Source organism: Caminicella sporogenes DSM 14501 (genome assembly GCF_900142285.1).
In the GTDB taxonomy this organism is placed as follows: Bacteria; Bacillota; Clostridia; order Peptostreptococcales; family Caminicellaceae; genus Caminicella; species Caminicella sporogenes.
In genome coordinates, this window is sequence record NZ_FRAJ01000013.1 from 20,278 (window position 1) to 36,129 (window position 15,852).

Sequence of the window (15,852 nt, forward strand, 5' to 3'; positions counted from 1 at the left end):
AATTACAAAACTACTTTAAAATTGTTCTATAAATCTCATATCGTTATCAAAGAAATGTCTTATATCATCTATTTCAAGTTTAAGCATTGTAATTCTATCAAGTCCCATTCCAAATGCAAAACCACTATAAATTTCAGGGTCTATTCCACATTCCTTAAGAACATTAGGATGTACCATACCACACCCTAGTATTTCTATCCACCCACTTCCTTTACACATTCTACATCCTTTACCGCCACATTTAAAACAAGAAACATCTACCTCTGCACTCGGTTCTGTAAAAGGAAAATAATGAGGACGAAACTTTGTTTTAGTCCCTATTCCAAAAAGTCTCTTAGCAAATAAATCTAAAGTTCCCTTCAAATCTGTAAAAGTTATACCCTTATCTACAACTAATCCTTCTATTTGATGAAACATAGGTGAATGAGTAGCATCTATTTCATCAAAACGATAACATCTTCCAGGTGAAATTATTCGTATTGGCGGTTTTGTTTTCTGCATAACTCTTACCTGTACAGGTGATGTTTGAGTTCTAAGCAGTATATCTTCACTTATATAAAATGTATCTGACAAATCTCTAGACGGATGGTCTTTAGGTGCATTTAAGGCATCAAAATTATGATACACTGTCTCTATTTCTGGTCCCTCAGCTATTTTAAAACCCATTCCTATAAATATATTTTGTATTTCATCTAATACTAAAGTTAGAGGATGCTTATGCCCTACTTTATTTATTTTTCCCGGCATAGTAACATCAATTACTTCATTCTCAAGTTTAGCCTTTTTTTCCTTTTCTTTTATAACATTCTTATTAAATTCCAATTCTCTTTCTATTTCCTGTCTAACTTCATTTGCAAGTTTACCTATTACAGGTCTTTCTTCTTTAGAAAGTTTACCCATTTCTCTTAAAACAAGAGTTAACTTACCTTTTTTTCCTAAATATTTAATTCTAATCTGCTCTAATTCTTCCATAGTATTAACTGAAGATATTTCCCTTTTAGAATTTTCTAATATCTGCTGTAACTGCTCTTTCATTCTATAACTCCTTTCTCACTTATACTTTGTTTAAATTGCATGTTACAATTTTTTGTAACTCTTAACTTATAATTCTCAATATACTTGATTTTACTTTACTTAAACGTTATAACTTCTCATAAAAATATTTTAATTTCTAAACAAAAATTAAAAGCCCTCATCCTAAAAGGGACGAAGGCATTTTTCCGCGGTACCACCCTAATTGTTGAATAATCAACCACTCATTAAAATAACGGTTTTACCCGATAAAGCCTACTATTACTTCAGCTTTATAGCTCCAGAGTGAACTTTCAGATAAACCTGTGCTGGAAATGCTTTCAGCCAATGACATTTCCTCTCTGTAAGCTGTATTTATCCTACTTTTCTCCTTCACAGCCGATATATCTATATAAAATTTGCTTAATAACTCATCAATTCCTTATAAAGCAAATATGCATCCACATTACCAGTTAACATAAAAATTTTCCAGAAAATTTGACACATGTTGAACATAACTAGCAGCACCCCTTTTCACTGGTTTACTTTATATAAATTATAGCACAGCAAAAAAGGGTTTACAAGAATAAGATTATTTGAATTTTTAATTTTTAGAATTTTTGAAATTAAACTTTTGCCTAACTATTTCATACATAATAATCCCTGCTGCAACAGAAGCATTCAATGATTCTGCATTTCCTAACATTGGAATTTTTACTTTTATATTCGACTTTTCAATAAATTCTTTAGAAATACCGCTGCCTTCATTCCCTATAATAACAGCATTTTTCTTTTTATATACTACTTCATTATGATATTTTTCTGCACTTAATACAGTCGAAATAATGTCAATACCATTTGTTTTTAATTTATAAATAAGCTCATCAATATCATGGGCATATATTATAGGCATAGTAAATATTGAACCCATAGTAGCTCTAATAGTTTTACTATTGTAAATATCTACACAACCTTTTATCATAACTACTGCATCAAAACCTGCAGCATCTGCTGTCCTAATAATAGTTCCAACATTTCCCGGGTCCTGCAATCTATCTAAAATTGCTATTGAAATCTCATCTTTATCCATAAAATCTTCCAAATCATAAAACTTTTTCTTAACTATACCTATAATACCTTGAGAATTTTCTGTTGTTGAAATCTGCTTCATAATTTTACTGTCTATTTTAAATATATTAATATTCTTTTCAGATATAGTTTTTAAAATTTCAAAATCCTTCATATTTTCAGAATAATACACAGCTAAAAGCTCTACATTATTTTCAAGACTATGTCTTATTATTCTCAAACCTTCTATAATAAACTCACCATATTTATCTCTATATTTTTTTATCTGTAGTGACTTTATATGTTTCACATGCTTATTATTTGGTGAAGTTATTTCTAAGGTCAACAATAACACCTCTATCTTTTTTCTATTTTTCGCAAGTCATCATTATGTCCTATTACTACTAAAACATCACCTTGCATGATTACATCTGAAGCCCTAGGAGCTATATTTATATCTGCTCCATGTTTAATTGCCATTACATTTATACCATATTTTGACCTCATATTTATATCTATAAGGCTTTTTCCTATCCACTCATCTAAAGCTGCTATTTCAACTATACTGTAATCTGGAGCAAGTTCAATATAATCCATTATATTTGAGGATACTAAATTATGAGCAACTCTTACTCCCATTTCTCTCTCCGGAAATACTACTCTATCTGCTCCTATTTTATAAAGTACTTTAGCATGTAATTCATTCTGAGCTTTAGCTACAACATATTTAACTCCAATTTCTTTTACCATCAAAGTTATGAGTATTGAAGATTGAATATTTGACCCTATTGTTACGACTGCTACATCAAAATTTCTTATTCCCAATGCTTTAATGGAATTTTCATCGGTAGCATCTGCTTGAACTGCATGAGTTACATAATTTGCAATATTTTGTACAATTTCTTCACTCTTATCTATAGCTAAAACTTCATGTCCCATGTCAAATAATACTTTCGCGATACTTGAACCAAAACGTCCACATCCAATAACAGCAAATTGTTTTTTCATAAAATGCACCTCATTTTAACTATTACTCTCCACAAATCAACTTTAACATTTTAACATCAATAGTTTTTTATTTCTCTGAATATGAATATTAATTCAAGTCAAACACAATAATATGAAACTTTTTACATTAGTTTATTATACCACCTCAAACTATTTTTTAAAAGCACTAGAGAAAAATAAAATAGACTCTTTAAGAGTCTATTTTATTATGCATTTAACTTTGATTTAGCAACTTCAACTAACTGCTTGAAACCTTCACTATCGTGAATAGCCATTTCAGAAAGCATTTTTCTATTTATATTAACACCAGCAAGTTTTAAACCATTCATAAATCTGCTGTATGATAAACCATTCATTCTTGCAGCTGCATTAATTCTTGAAATCCAAAGCTTTCTAAAATCTCTTTTTCTCAATTTACGACCAATATATGCAAACCTTAATGACCTCATTACTGCTTCATTAGCAGGTCTAAAAAGTTTAGACTTAGCTCCATAGTAACCTTTTGCAAGCTTTAATATCTTTTTATGTTTCTTTTTAGCATTTACTGCTTTTTTTACTCTTGCCATTTATTCCAACCTCCTTTGCTTTTTACATTTTTTACAGATATGGAAGTAATGTTGCTATTCTCTTTTGATCTCCTTTAGACACAACATCTGATTGACGTAAATTTCTCTTTCTCTTAGAAGTCTTCTTAGTTAATATATGGCTTTTATAAGCCTTATATCTTTTTAACTTTCCACTTGCTGTTTTCTTAAATCTTTTTGCTGCCCCTCTGTGTGTTTTCATCTTAGGCATATATATTTCCTCCCTTCAACTTTTATGTGCTAATTTTTAGGCGAAATAAACATTACCATATTTCTACCTTCCATTTTAGGTTTTTTCTCCATAACACCAACTTCTTCAACTATAGAGAAAAATTTATTTAGAACATCTACTCCTAATTGAGTATGACCTAATTCTCTTCCTTTAAACCTCAATGTTACCTTAACTTTATCTCCATTTTTTAAGAATTTTATTGCTTTTTTAGCTTTAGTATTAAGGTCATGATCTTCAATGTTAAGACTTAATCTCACTTCTTTAACTGTTATAGTCTTCTGCTTCTTTCTAGCTTCTTTTTCCCTCTTAGCCTGTTCGTACTTGTACTTACCATAGTCCATCAACTTACATACTGGTGGATTAGCTCCAGGTGCTATCTTTACTAAATCAAGTTTCTTTTCTTCTGCTATCTTTAGTGCTTCCTTAGACGACATTATACCTATTTGTTCTCCATCAGGTCCGATAAGTCTTACCTCTCTGTCTCTGATTTGCTCATTAATTTCAACCTTTTTAATAGTTGTCCACCTCCTGATAAATATGAAAACATAAAAATAAAAGACGAATGTACAAACATTCGTCTCATAGCCATAAATCTTTATATAAAAAAACAATCTAAATAATTTCCACTAGGCTATATTAACCTTACAGACTTAGTCGTAAGGTGAGAAACGAAATGTTTCTACTTTGTTTTTACACTTATTTTTCATTTCCTCACTAAGTATAACATTCATAAATTAGTATGTCAATATTTTTTTCCAAAAGTTTTTTTCCATGCATGTAATCCTAAAGAAATTCCTATAACGCCATATGCTACAAACGCCCTAAAATATTCACCAATTTGAGCATCACCAAACAAGTTTTTACCTGCTTGTGGAGAAACAATAAATAATGTATGGAAAAGAATTATCCCAAGCAATCCCTGTCCCACAGTAGCTTTAGTAACTGATGCTCCACCTACAAGAAGTGCAGCAATTGAAAATAATCCTATTTGAACATGACTTCCATATGTATTTAAAGTTCCAATATTTTGCAAAAATATAATTTGTCCCCAAGCTGCCAATAAAGTTGAAATAGTTATAGCTAATATTCTAACTTTATCTACATTTATACCCGAAACTTCTGCTATATGCATATCCTGCCCTACAGTTCTAAAATCTTGTCCTAACTTAGTTTTAAGAATTACGTTATTAAACATGCATAACAAAAATATGACTATAGCAGTAACAACTGGCAACTTTAAATTTTTAAGCATTCTGATATTATTGTTTGGAATATATTGATTAAAAGAAACTAAAACAAAACTAAATACTATTACTACTACGCTTAATACTGCTATTACTATATATCTAATTTTACCTTTTTTATTTTCCTTTGCACTATTACTTTTAAATATTTTATATAGAGAATAAGCTAAAGCTATGATAAAACCAACTATTAATACATTAAATAATGGAAGTTTTAATAAATTATCTAGTGCATACATTATTCCATTATTTCTAGAAAGGTCAACAGTATTTCTTATTCCTATTCCTCTACTTAAAATTAATTCTGGATTTTTCATTGGTATTAATGTTCCTATAAGAAACAAGAATAAAAATTGATATAAACCATTTGCAAAAAAACCTGCAATCATACTTGCAATCATTTCCTGCCCTTTAGTTTTATTAAGCAGTTTTCCTGTCAAATTTCCAAATAATACAGCTATAGGTGTAGATAGTACAATACACAAAAGAAATCCCCATATGCCACCTATTTTCCAATGTGCTATTGCAATAATTGCTATTTGCCCCGCCATTGCTCCAATTGTAATACCAAAATTTAATCCCATACCTGCTAAAACGGGAATAATAAGCGAAAGAACTAAAAATGAATTTCTTGTAATTCTAGTAAGCAGTTCATTTATTATATAAAAAGGAGATAACTTTGAAATATATATCGCAATCATACATATAACAACAAATAATAGAGTAACACTGTGATTAATTAAGAACTTTTTTATTTTAAATGAATTATTTTTATCTTCTTTTAAAAATTCTAATTTATTTACATCAGCCATACTACTTTTCACCTCCTACTTGAGTAAGTGCATAAAGAATTATTCCATTTTGTACTATCATGCGGAGAACTTCTGATAAATTTCCTTCACTTACAACTGCATTTGCAACAGGAAGTGCAACAGTTAAAAGTCCCTGAAATAATAATACTCCTATAATTACATGAGATATTTTAGCTTTTTTAGCTGATGCACCGCCAATTAAAATTGCTGCTACTGCTGGAAAAGCCATATATAGCGGTGCTAAATACAATTGAAAAAATCCATAACTTTGAGCATAAACTAAGATTCCCACTGCTCCGAGTACATTAGAAAGTATTGTACCTATAATTCTCGTCTTATCTACATTTATGCCAGATGCCTGTGCAAACTTAGGATTATCTCCTGCCGCTCTAATTGCAATACCTAATTTGCTTCGAGTAAAAAGCCAAACTATAATACATGTACCAAAGAAAAATAATAAAAGTCCTGTTGGTATATATATGTGCCCTATTCTTATTCCCAACCAGTTATTAAGTATTTCTCCAAATGTTGTATCAAGTGAAATTGTAACCCTTAATCCCTTTCCTATCGGCCAAACCATTTCTCTGTGTTTGAATGGTAAAAATATCCACATCATACACATAAAAGAAACTATTGAAAACCCAGTATAAGTTGCAACTAACATCTCTGAACCTTTTATCTTGTTTAGTAACATTCCGTAAATTAATCCAGTTATTACAGCAAAGGGCAAAGAAATCAATATAGCAGCAATAAAAGCCCACATCCCTACAAATCCCATTTCTAGACTAATAAGTCCTCCAAGAAGCCCGCAAATTATTCCAAGAGGCAGAGCAAAATTTGGTCCTATTCCCGATTGAATTGCTGGCACCATAGCAAGAACTAAAATGCCAAACATTCCAAATCTACGAATCGTATCAGATACAAGCGTACTAATAGGTAATTTTATGATAAAAGAAACTATCCAAAGAAATAAGAAAAATAAACTTATAATTAATCTTGGAAGCCCTATTTTTTTTGTATATTGCTTTACCGTATCAGTCATTTAAATAGCCTCCTTATTATAAAGTTTATGATATTCTCCAGCCATCATTAAACCAAAATCTCTATCACTATCAGTCGGTTTTAAAATACCTTCTACTTTTCCTTCAGAAATAATCACTATTCTATCAGATATTGCTCTAAGCTCAGCAAGTTCACTTGAAGTCATAATTATAGTCATTCCAAATTCTTTATTCAATTTCACCAGTAAATCTAAAACTAACTTTTTAGCTCCTATATCAATTCCTCTAGTAGGTTCAGAAACAAATAATACTTCTGGCTCTAAAGTAAGAGCTCTAGCTAAACAAACTTTTTGCTGATTTCCTCCACTCAATCGCCTTGTAAGCTGCTCAGGTCCAGTACACCTTATATCTAATTCTTTAATCATTTTTAATGCATGATTTCTAATTTCTTTTTTATCTAATTGATTAAATATACCAAATCTTTTTAAAAATTTATTTTTTATCTGCATAGTAGTTACTACAATATTATGTTCGATAGAAGAATCTAAAAGTAATCCTACTCCTCTCCTATCTTCCGATACAAATGCTAAACCTCTTTTTAAAGCTTCATAAGTATCATTTAACTTTAATTTTTCCCCTTTTAAATATACCTCTCCCGAGGAAGGATAAAGTCCCATTATGCCATTAGCTATACCTATTTTCCCTTGCCCAGCTAATCCTCCTATTCCAAGTATTTCGCCCTTTTTAATTTCAAGATTAATCCCCTTAACTTCTTCACCGGGCATATCTACTTTTAAATTTTTTATAGACAATATAGTTTCTCTCTTTTCAAAATCTTCTCCATCTTCTCCACTTTTTGCAATAACTTCTACTTTTCTACCTACCATAAGTTCTGCTAACTCCAAAACATTCGTTTCTTCTTTCTTGCGAGTAGCAACTAGCTCTCCATCTCTGAGAATAGTAATACTATCAGCAGCTTTCATAACTTCATCAAGCCTGTGGGTAATAAACAAAATAGCTATTCCAGATGATGCTAGTTTTTTCATTGCCTTAATAAGATTATCTGCCTCACTTTCTGTAAGCACAGCAGTAGGTTCATCAAAAACTAAAAGTTTAACTCCTACTTTATCTATTTCTCTAGCAATTTCTACAAACTGCATATACCCTACAGGAAGTCCTGCTATCCTTGCCCACTCATCTATATCTATTCCAAGAGTATCTAAGGCTTTTCGAGCATCTTTCCCCATTTTTTTATAATCTAAAAATTTCAAACTATCTCTTTTAAAAATTCTTGATACCAAATTATCTTTGGTAATTTCTCTATTTAATTTTATATTTTCTGTCAATGTAAAACCGGGTATGAGCATAAACTCCTGATGAACCATACCAATTCCACATTCCATAGCTTCCTTTGGAGACTTTACTTCTCTTTTTTTTCCATCTATATAAACTTCTCCGCTAAACCCACCAGTTGAATGAATTACAGGCATACCAAATAAAATATTCATAAGCGTAGATTTTCCAGCACCATTTTCTCCTAACAGAGCATGTATTTCTCCCCTTTTAACAGATAAATTTACACCTTTTAAAACTTTATTACCAAAATATTCCTTATTTATATTTTTCATCTGCAGCATATACTTTTCCTGCATATAATCTCACCCGCCTTCAAAGTTTCATCAAAATGTAAGGCTGCCAAATAAAGGCAACCTTACACATATTCTTTATAAATAATCATTTATGATAATCTATTAAAAATCTAAAAAGTCTAATAGCACCATTAAATAATTATCATACTTATTACCATTTTCTTCAAGTGGAGTTAAGCTTATATCAGTTTTTGCATATTCTTTAAACTTGTCCTTAATAACATCTACATCTAATTTGCCATTAGTTTTTCCTTCTATATAAGCCTTAGCATATTCTGCTCCAGCTTCAATAAACATCATAGCAACTGGAACTGGCCATGTAGAAAATCTACCTGTTCCACCTTTTTCTGCAATTTTAGCTTTTATTTGTTCTATAGCATATTCAACGTCTCCTTTTTTATCTTCTGGTATTTCTATACCTAAAGCTGATGGAAATCCATGATATGGAGATGGACAGCAAGGTTGAGGATAAATAGCACCTTCTTCAAGACAAGCTGAAATTAATGGAACTTGCATAGCACAATTTGTACTGAAAAATGCTGTATCCTTTCCATATTTTTCAACCATTCTTGGCACATCTTCAAGTATGAACTGCTGAGCTCCTGATACACCAGCATCACCTGTTGGGTCTGGAGCAGTAGCATCAACAAATTTTATACCTAACTTTTCACAATTTTCTTTTAACAAATCTCTCCTTGCTGCTAAAAGCGGATATGACATATGTCTTGGAAATGAATAGTGCACAAGTACTTTAGCACCTTGTTTTTTAGCTTGTTTTGGAATAGTTTCTCCCATTGCTAATTCATTCATAGCAAATACAACATCTGCCACTGCAGCTATCTGACTAGGGTCTTCACCCGGAGTACCAGCAATAAATAAAATATCATCTCTTATTTCTCTAGCTTTTTTAATAGCTGCAACAGTTCCAGGAACAGCCTGAACTATAATTATAGCTTTTACATCTGGGTCTGATGCCATATTTAAAACATTTGCTATAGTTGTTTCCTGCTCATCCATAAACTTATCCGGATAAGTCATTAATATAACATGTTCTTTACCATATTTCTTTTGAACTCTCTGAGCTGCCCTATATTCCTCTTCATTCTGAGATACTGTGCCTGTCATAATGCCTATCTTCCAATTATTAGAAGTGTTTGAAGTTTGAGCTGACTGCTCATCTACTTTTTCTGCTTCATTTGAAGTATTATTATCCGACTCATTTGAAGCAGGTTGGCTACAACCAATTAAACCAAGTACCAAAGAAAGTATAAGCATTATTGACAATAATTTTTTTAACATTAATAAAATCCCCCTTTGTTTTATCTTTGTTATGTAACAAATTAATCTTTTTAAACAATTTAATATTAAATTTGTCCCTCCTTTCACATATTTTTTAAAAATTTATTATTAATAATATGTAAACAAGTATTGATTAATTCCTGAATTTTTATCAAAGAACTAACATTTTCGTTCTATTTTGACCTTAAATCACAATTAAATCTACTCAATTAATTTCTTTGTAAGTAAATAGATTCTACATTTATTAGAATTTTCCTTCTATTTTAATTTATTTTTATTTTTAAAATTTTTTATATATTAAAAAAATATTTTACCAACTATAATTTTATAAAATGTATATTTTAAATTTCTATATTTTAAAATAACTTTGGGAACACTATCTATGAAAATATTTTTAAACAAATCATATAAAATAAGGCAGGTGGTTATAAATTTGAAAAGAAAAACTATCTTTTTTATTATTTTTATTTCAATAATTGTCAATACAGTTATTATTGCTCTTTCAAATAGTAGTAATAACTTTTCAAATATCTTCAATAATACAAGTAAATATATTTTTATATTGTTTAACATTATTTTAATCATTTGTTTTTTTAGAATTAACAACTCTCCTCAATTAGCTACTGTAAACTTAAAAAATGAAAAAAATGAAAAAAGGCGTGAAGAAAACAGTAGTCCCAAAATAGGTTTTTCAGATGTAGCCGGTTTAGAAGAAGTAAAAGAAGAACTAGGTGAAATAATTGATTTTTTAAAAAATCCAGAAAAATATAAAGCTATGGGAGCAAAAATCCCTAAAGGTATACTGCTCTATGGCCCACCCGGAACTGGTAAAACCCTATTAGCTAAAGCTATAGCAGGAGAAACAAATTCAAAATTCATACATGCAAGCGGCTCTGAGTTCGTAGAAAAATACGTAGGAGTTGGTGCAAAAAGAGTAAGAACCCTTTTTGAAAAAGCTAGAAAAGAATCTCCTTCTGTTATTTTTATAGATGAAATTGATGCTATAGGTGCAAAGAGAAGTTTAGAAAGCAATAATGAAAAAGACCAAACTTTAAATCAATTATTAATTGAAATGGATGGATTCAACAATGACCAAACTATAATAGTAATCGGTGCTACAAATCGTATAGATATGCTTGATGAAGCATTACTGCGTCCGGGCAGATTTGATAGAAATATATATATTGGAAATCCAGATATTAATTCTAGAAAGGAAATCTTTAAAGTACATTTAAAAAACAAACCTATAAATCCTAATATAAATATAGAAGAACTTGCAAAAAAAACACACGGTATGTCAGGTGCTCATATTTCTAACATTGCAAATGAAGCTGCTATTTTAGCAGTTAGAAAAAATAAAAAAATTATTGATAAAGAAGATTTTGATGAAGCTATTGAAAAAGTCATAGGAGGACTTGAAAGAAAAAATTCTCATATCATTGATAAAGAAAAAAGAAGGGTTTCTTTTCATGAAGCCGGTCATGCTTTAATGGGAAAAATTTTAAATACAGATTTAATTACTAAAATCTCTATAATTCCAAGAAGTCAAGCACTTGGCTATGTAATGTATACTCCAGAAGAAGAAAGATTTTTAATCACTAAAGAAGAACTTTTTAACAAAATTAAAGTAATGCTCGCAGGAAGAGCAGCAGAAGAAGTAATATATGGAAATATATCAACTGGAGCTAAAGATGACCTTAAAAAAGCAAATCAATTAGCTTTTCAAATGGTTTGCGAATACGGAATGAGTAATCTAGAAAATAGATTTTTCGAACCAACACTTATAAAAACTTGCTACAATATAATAGATGAAGAAATAAACAAAATAATAAATTCCTGCTACAAAGATTCTTTTGAAATAATAAAATCTAAAAAAGATATTTTATGTAAAATAGCAGAATCTTTATATGAAAAAGAAAGTTTAACAGGAGAAGAATTGGAAAACATCTTAAAAGAACATGAAAATTCAAATAACCTATTAGTAAAAACATAAAAGTCGTCTAAATTTAATAGACGACTTTTATGTTTTTTAAATATTAGTTAAAACTCTATTTTTTATTTCTTCTACTATTTGATTAATAAAATCTTGTAAATTTTGACTTCCTAATTCACCTTTATCTCTTGAACGAACAGAAATTGTATTAGTTTCTTCTTCTTTATCTCCAATTATTATCATATAAGGTATTTTTTGTAGTTGTGCTTCACGTATCTTATAACCTATTTTTTCACTTCTACTATCAATTTCAACTTTTATATCATTTTCCTTCATTATGTCAGCAACTTTTTTTGCATATTCAACATGCCTGTCAGTAATAGGTAAAATCTTAACCTGAATAGGAGCAAGCCAAGTTGGAAATCTACCAGCAAAATGTTCAATTAGTATACCTATAAATCTCTCAATGCTTCCAAAAGCAACTCTATGAATTACTATAGGTCTATGTTTTTCTCCATCTTTTCCTATATAAGTCAAATCAAATCTTTGAGGCAATTGGAAATCAAGCTGAATAGTTCCACACTGCCATGTCCTACCTAGACAGTCCTCTAAATGAAAATCTATCTTAGGTCCGTAAAAAGCTCCATCACCCTCATTTAATTTATATGGAAGCTCTAATTCCTCTAATGCTTCTTTTAATGCCGATTCAGCCATTTCCCATTCTTCATCAGTACCCATTGAATCTTCAGGTCTTGTTGACAATTCGACATGATATTTAAAACCAAACTTTGAATAAACCTCATCAATCAACTTTGCTACTCCTTTAATTTCATCTTTTATCTGTTCTGGAAGCATAAATATATGTGCATCATCTTGAGTAAAAGCTCTAACCCTCATAAGCCCATGTAAAACTCCAGAAAGCTCATGTCTGTGAACTCTACCAACTTCTGCCACTCTCATAGGAAAATCTCTATAAGAACGCATTTCTGTCTTATAAATAAGCATTCCGCCAGGACAGTTCATAGGTTTAATAGCATAATCTTCATCATCAATTAATAATGTATACATATTTTCTTTGTAGTGATACCAGTGTCCTGAAGTCTCCCATAATTTCCTATTTAAAATGATAGGAGTTTCTACTTCTACATATCCAGCTTTTTTATGAACCTCTCTCCAATATTCAAGCAAAGTATTTTTTAACTCCATACCATTTGGCAAGAAAAATGGAAAACCCGGTCCTTCTTCTAATATAGCAAATAATTTTAATTCTTTTCCCAATTTCCTGTGGTCTCTTTTTTTAGCTTCTTCTACTTTATACAAATATTCTTCCAATAATTTTTTCTTAGGAAAAGAAGTTCCATAAATCCTCTGAAGCATTTTATTTTTTTCATCGCCTCTCCAATATGCTCCAGCAATACTTAACAGTTTAAAAGCCTTGACATATTTAGTTGAAGGTAAATGAGGTCCTCTACAAAGGTCTACAAATTCTCCCTGTTTATAAAAAGATATAGTTTCACCTTCAGGAAGGTCTTTTATAAGTTCTACCTTATATATTTCACCTTTTTCTTCCATCAACTTTAAAGCTTCTTCTCTTGAAAGTTCAAATCTTTCTATTTTCAAATCTTCTTTAATTATCTTTTCCATTTCCTTTTCTATTTTTTCTAAATCTTCAGGTGTAAATTTATACTCAGAATCAAAATCATAATAATATCCATTATCAATAGATGGACCAATTGCAAGTTTAGTATCTGGATATAATCTCTTAACTGCTTGTGCTAATATATGAGAACTTGTATGCCTAAATACATCTTTTCCCTTCTCATCTTCAAATCTTAATATATTAACTTCACTATCTTCATTGATTTTATAATCAAGCCCTACTACCTCTCCATTTACCTCTCCTGCTACAGCTTCTTTTGCAAGCCTTTTACTTATCATTTCAGCAATTTCTAATATAGTAATGCCTTTAAACACTTCTTTCTCAGACCCATCTTTCAATATAATCTTAATTTTTTCCATATACACACCCTCCTTTTTTTACTTTAGCAATAAAAAAACTCCCATCCCTATAAAAAGGGACGAGAGCTGTATCCCGCGGTTCCACCCTAATTGAAAAATCCACTCTTACAGCATTAACGTTGCCACCCGGTAATCTTTTCACCTATAGGCTACTAAGATTACTGCTCAAGGGTAGTTTTCCCATAGTCATGTCGGAAATGCTCTCAGCCAATGACATTTCCTCTCTGTAGACTGGGGCTATAGTACTCTTCCCTATCACAGCATTAACTAATATTTACTTGTATTTAATTTATTATTATATTTAAAAAAAAGTATTTGTCAATAATATTACACTTTTTTTCTGATTTTATACCTTAAAATTGTAAAATTATCAATCCTTGTATAATTCCAATTAAAAACCCAATTAAACCACCTAATAATTCTATATGTTTTAATTCTCTTTTGGCAATATTTAAAATTATTCTTTCTAATTTCTCAAGTTCAAAATTAATAATTTTTTCTTCTATTATTTCTGAAATTTTCACTTTACTTGTAGCTCTGTGTATAAGTCTTTCAGCTAATTCATTTATAACTTCTTCTCCCTGAGTTTCAATAACTTCATCTGCATAAGCTATAATCATATTTTTTATAGTTGTAGGAATTAAAGTAGGTATTTTTTGTTCTATTATAGTTTTTACTCTTTCTTTAATTTCCAATATAATCTCTGATTTATTTTCTCTTTCAATAAACTTATCTATGATTTCTTCAATAGATATGAGCTCCGTTTCAACTGTATGTCCAATGCTTTTTGCTATTTCACTTTTTCTCTTTGGTATTAATCCTTGTATATAAAAATTTACACCGGGTATTTTTATAGGTTTTAGCGGTCTAAATATTAATTTTATAGCAAATACATTAGTAAGCCAGCCTATTACAGCACCTATTACAGCTAAAAACAACAATTTTCCCCAAAACATCAATTCCACCTCTTAAATTTTGTCTTCTGTAAGCATAAAAAGTATATCATATAAAAAAAATTCTTACAATATAAATAAATATTCTACTCCTCTTTTATCTCTTTATTCAAATTGCAAATTCTACAATTATTACAAATATGTAATCTGTCATCAAATATATTTTTTATTGTTTCAATAATTTCATTGTTTTTTATATTACTTATATAATGAATTATTATCTTTCTAGGAGCTATATTTATAAGAGAGCTAATTAACAAATCATCTCCATTTAAATTATTATCCTTTAAATCATCAGTTAAATCATTTATTGAACTATCTCTAATAGCTTTTAAATTTTTATCATAAAAATGATATCTTCCTGCTTTGTCTACAACTATATTTATAACATCCATCTTCGGCTCCTGTATATTTACAAAATATCTAAGAAGTTTAATAAATTCTTTATACTCTTTTTCCTTCATATATTTTTCAACCACTTTTTCTAAAACTCTACTTAAATCTTCAATATAATTTTGCAATCTGAACTTAACAAATCCATTGACATTTATAATCTCCTCTATTGATAAAAATTCTAACAATTCATACAATATTTTAGCCTTTCGATTTACTTTATATGGTACATATACATTTCCATCATAAAATTCATTCTCAAGCGATTTATTCAATTCTTCAATTATAATTTTTCTCTCTACTGGCTTTAAAAAGCAATAATTATTTTTAAGAATTTTTTTTGCCATTTCTAATTCCAATACATCTATAATATAATCTGCAATAACAATTGCAGCATAATGCTTAAAAAAATTTATAAAATCTTTTACCTTATCTTTATCATTATTAATACAGTCATCTATATAAAAATAAATAGTATTATATCTACCATTTTTTATTATATCACTTTTAACTGAAAACTCTTGGCTCATACAGCTATTAATAATCTTTTCAGCCATAATTTGAACATTTTCTTCATTTTCCTTTATCGTTAATAAAAAAATATCCACCTGTTTCACACCCTCTCTCATACATTAATTAATATAAT

The 15,852-nt window shown here is 29.6% G+C and carries 15 protein-coding genes and 2 other annotated features; of the genes, 1 reads left to right on the forward strand and 14 read right to left on the reverse strand.

Going from position 1 to position 15,852, the window contains the following annotated elements; translation table 11 throughout:
* Window positions 1–15: 15 nt before the first annotated feature.
* The 11 genes from pheS to BUA90_RS08270 form a co-directional block, all read right to left on the reverse strand.
* Complete coding sequence (pheS, locus tag BUA90_RS08220) at window positions 16–1,035, reverse strand: phenylalanine--tRNA ligase subunit alpha (RefSeq protein WP_072967513.1); 1,020 nt, start codon at window positions 1,033–1,035, stop codon at window positions 16–18.
* Window positions 1,036–1,199: 164 nt separating this feature from the next.
* Window positions 1,200–1,417: a binding site (T-box leader), on the reverse strand.
* A 17-nt stretch (window positions 1,418–1,434) separates the two neighbouring features.
* Window positions 1,435–1,527, reverse strand: coding sequence for a YqzL family protein (locus tag BUA90_RS12830; protein WP_072967515.1), 93 nt, complete (start codon window positions 1,525–1,527; stop codon window positions 1,435–1,437).
* An 88-nt stretch (window positions 1,528–1,615) separates the two neighbouring features.
* The gene (gene rlmB / locus BUA90_RS08230) at window positions 1,616–2,425 is read right to left on the reverse strand and encodes a 23S rRNA (guanosine(2251)-2'-O)-methyltransferase RlmB (RefSeq protein ID WP_072967517.1); all 810 of its coding nucleotides are present in this window, start codon (window positions 2,423–2,425) and stop codon (window positions 1,616–1,618) included.
* Between the two features lie 11 nt (window positions 2,426–2,436).
* On the reverse strand, window positions 2,437–3,087 hold the full coding sequence (locus tag BUA90_RS08235) for a potassium channel family protein (protein WP_072967519.1): 651 nt from the start codon (window positions 3,085–3,087) through the stop codon (window positions 2,437–2,439).
* Between the two features lie 206 nt (window positions 3,088–3,293).
* Window positions 3,294–3,653: a 50S ribosomal protein L20 gene (gene rplT / locus BUA90_RS08240; protein ID WP_072967521.1), complete on the reverse strand. Its 360-nt coding sequence runs from the start codon at window positions 3,651–3,653 to the stop codon at window positions 3,294–3,296.
* Between the two features lie 31 nt (window positions 3,654–3,684).
* Window positions 3,685–3,882 carry a 50S ribosomal protein L35 gene (gene rpmI / locus BUA90_RS08245; protein ID WP_072967523.1) on the reverse strand — a complete coding sequence of 66 codons (198 nt, stop codon included), beginning with the start codon at window positions 3,880–3,882 and terminating at the stop codon, window positions 3,685–3,687.
* Between the two features lie 29 nt (window positions 3,883–3,911).
* Complete coding sequence (infC, locus tag BUA90_RS08250) at window positions 3,912–4,514, reverse strand: translation initiation factor IF-3 (RefSeq protein WP_465220309.1); 603 nt, start codon at window positions 4,512–4,514, stop codon at window positions 3,912–3,914.
* A 131-nt stretch (window positions 4,515–4,645) separates the two neighbouring features.
* Window positions 4,646–5,959 (reverse strand): ABC transporter permease subunit, encoded by a 1,314-nt coding sequence (locus BUA90_RS08255; RefSeq protein ID WP_072967525.1) that lies wholly within the window; start codon window positions 5,957–5,959, stop codon window positions 4,646–4,648.
* A gap of 1 nt (window position 5,960) precedes the next feature.
* Complete coding sequence (locus BUA90_RS08260) at window positions 5,961–7,001, reverse strand: ABC transporter permease subunit (RefSeq protein ID WP_072967527.1); 1,041 nt, start codon at window positions 6,999–7,001, stop codon at window positions 5,961–5,963.
* A complete protein-coding gene (locus BUA90_RS08265) occupies window positions 7,002–8,612 on the reverse strand; it encodes a sugar ABC transporter ATP-binding protein (protein ID WP_072967529.1) in 1,611 nt (536 codons plus the stop codon).
* Window positions 8,613–8,711: 99 nt separating this feature from the next.
* Window positions 8,712–9,908, reverse strand: coding sequence for a DUF3798 domain-containing protein (locus BUA90_RS08270; RefSeq protein ID WP_072967531.1), 1,197 nt, complete (start codon window positions 9,906–9,908; stop codon window positions 8,712–8,714).
* Window positions 9,909–10,341: 433 nt separating this feature from the next.
* Between BUA90_RS08270 and ftsH the strand changes: the two genes are divergently transcribed.
* Entirely contained in the window at window positions 10,342–11,901 is a 1,560-nt protein-coding gene (gene ftsH / locus BUA90_RS08275) for an ATP-dependent zinc metalloprotease FtsH (RefSeq protein WP_072967534.1), read from the forward strand.
* Between the two features lie 36 nt (window positions 11,902–11,937).
* On the opposite strand, the gene thrS is transcribed toward ftsH, so the two are convergent.
* The 3 genes from thrS to ytxC form a co-directional block, all read right to left on the reverse strand.
* Entirely contained in the window at window positions 11,938–13,860 is a 1,923-nt protein-coding gene (gene thrS / locus BUA90_RS08280) for a threonine--tRNA ligase (RefSeq protein ID WP_072967536.1), read from the reverse strand.
* 52 nt (window positions 13,861–13,912) lie between these two features.
* Window positions 13,913–14,128, reverse strand: a binding site (T-box leader).
* 85 nt (window positions 14,129–14,213) lie between these two features.
* Window positions 14,214–14,816 (reverse strand): DUF445 domain-containing protein, encoded by a 603-nt coding sequence (locus tag BUA90_RS08285; RefSeq protein WP_094756818.1) that lies wholly within the window; start codon window positions 14,814–14,816, stop codon window positions 14,214–14,216.
* Window positions 14,817–14,899: 83 nt separating this feature from the next.
* Window positions 14,900–15,814: a putative sporulation protein YtxC gene (ytxC, locus tag BUA90_RS08290; protein ID WP_072967541.1), complete on the reverse strand. Its 915-nt coding sequence runs from the start codon at window positions 15,812–15,814 to the stop codon at window positions 14,900–14,902.
* Window positions 15,815–15,852 lie beyond the last annotated feature (38 nt).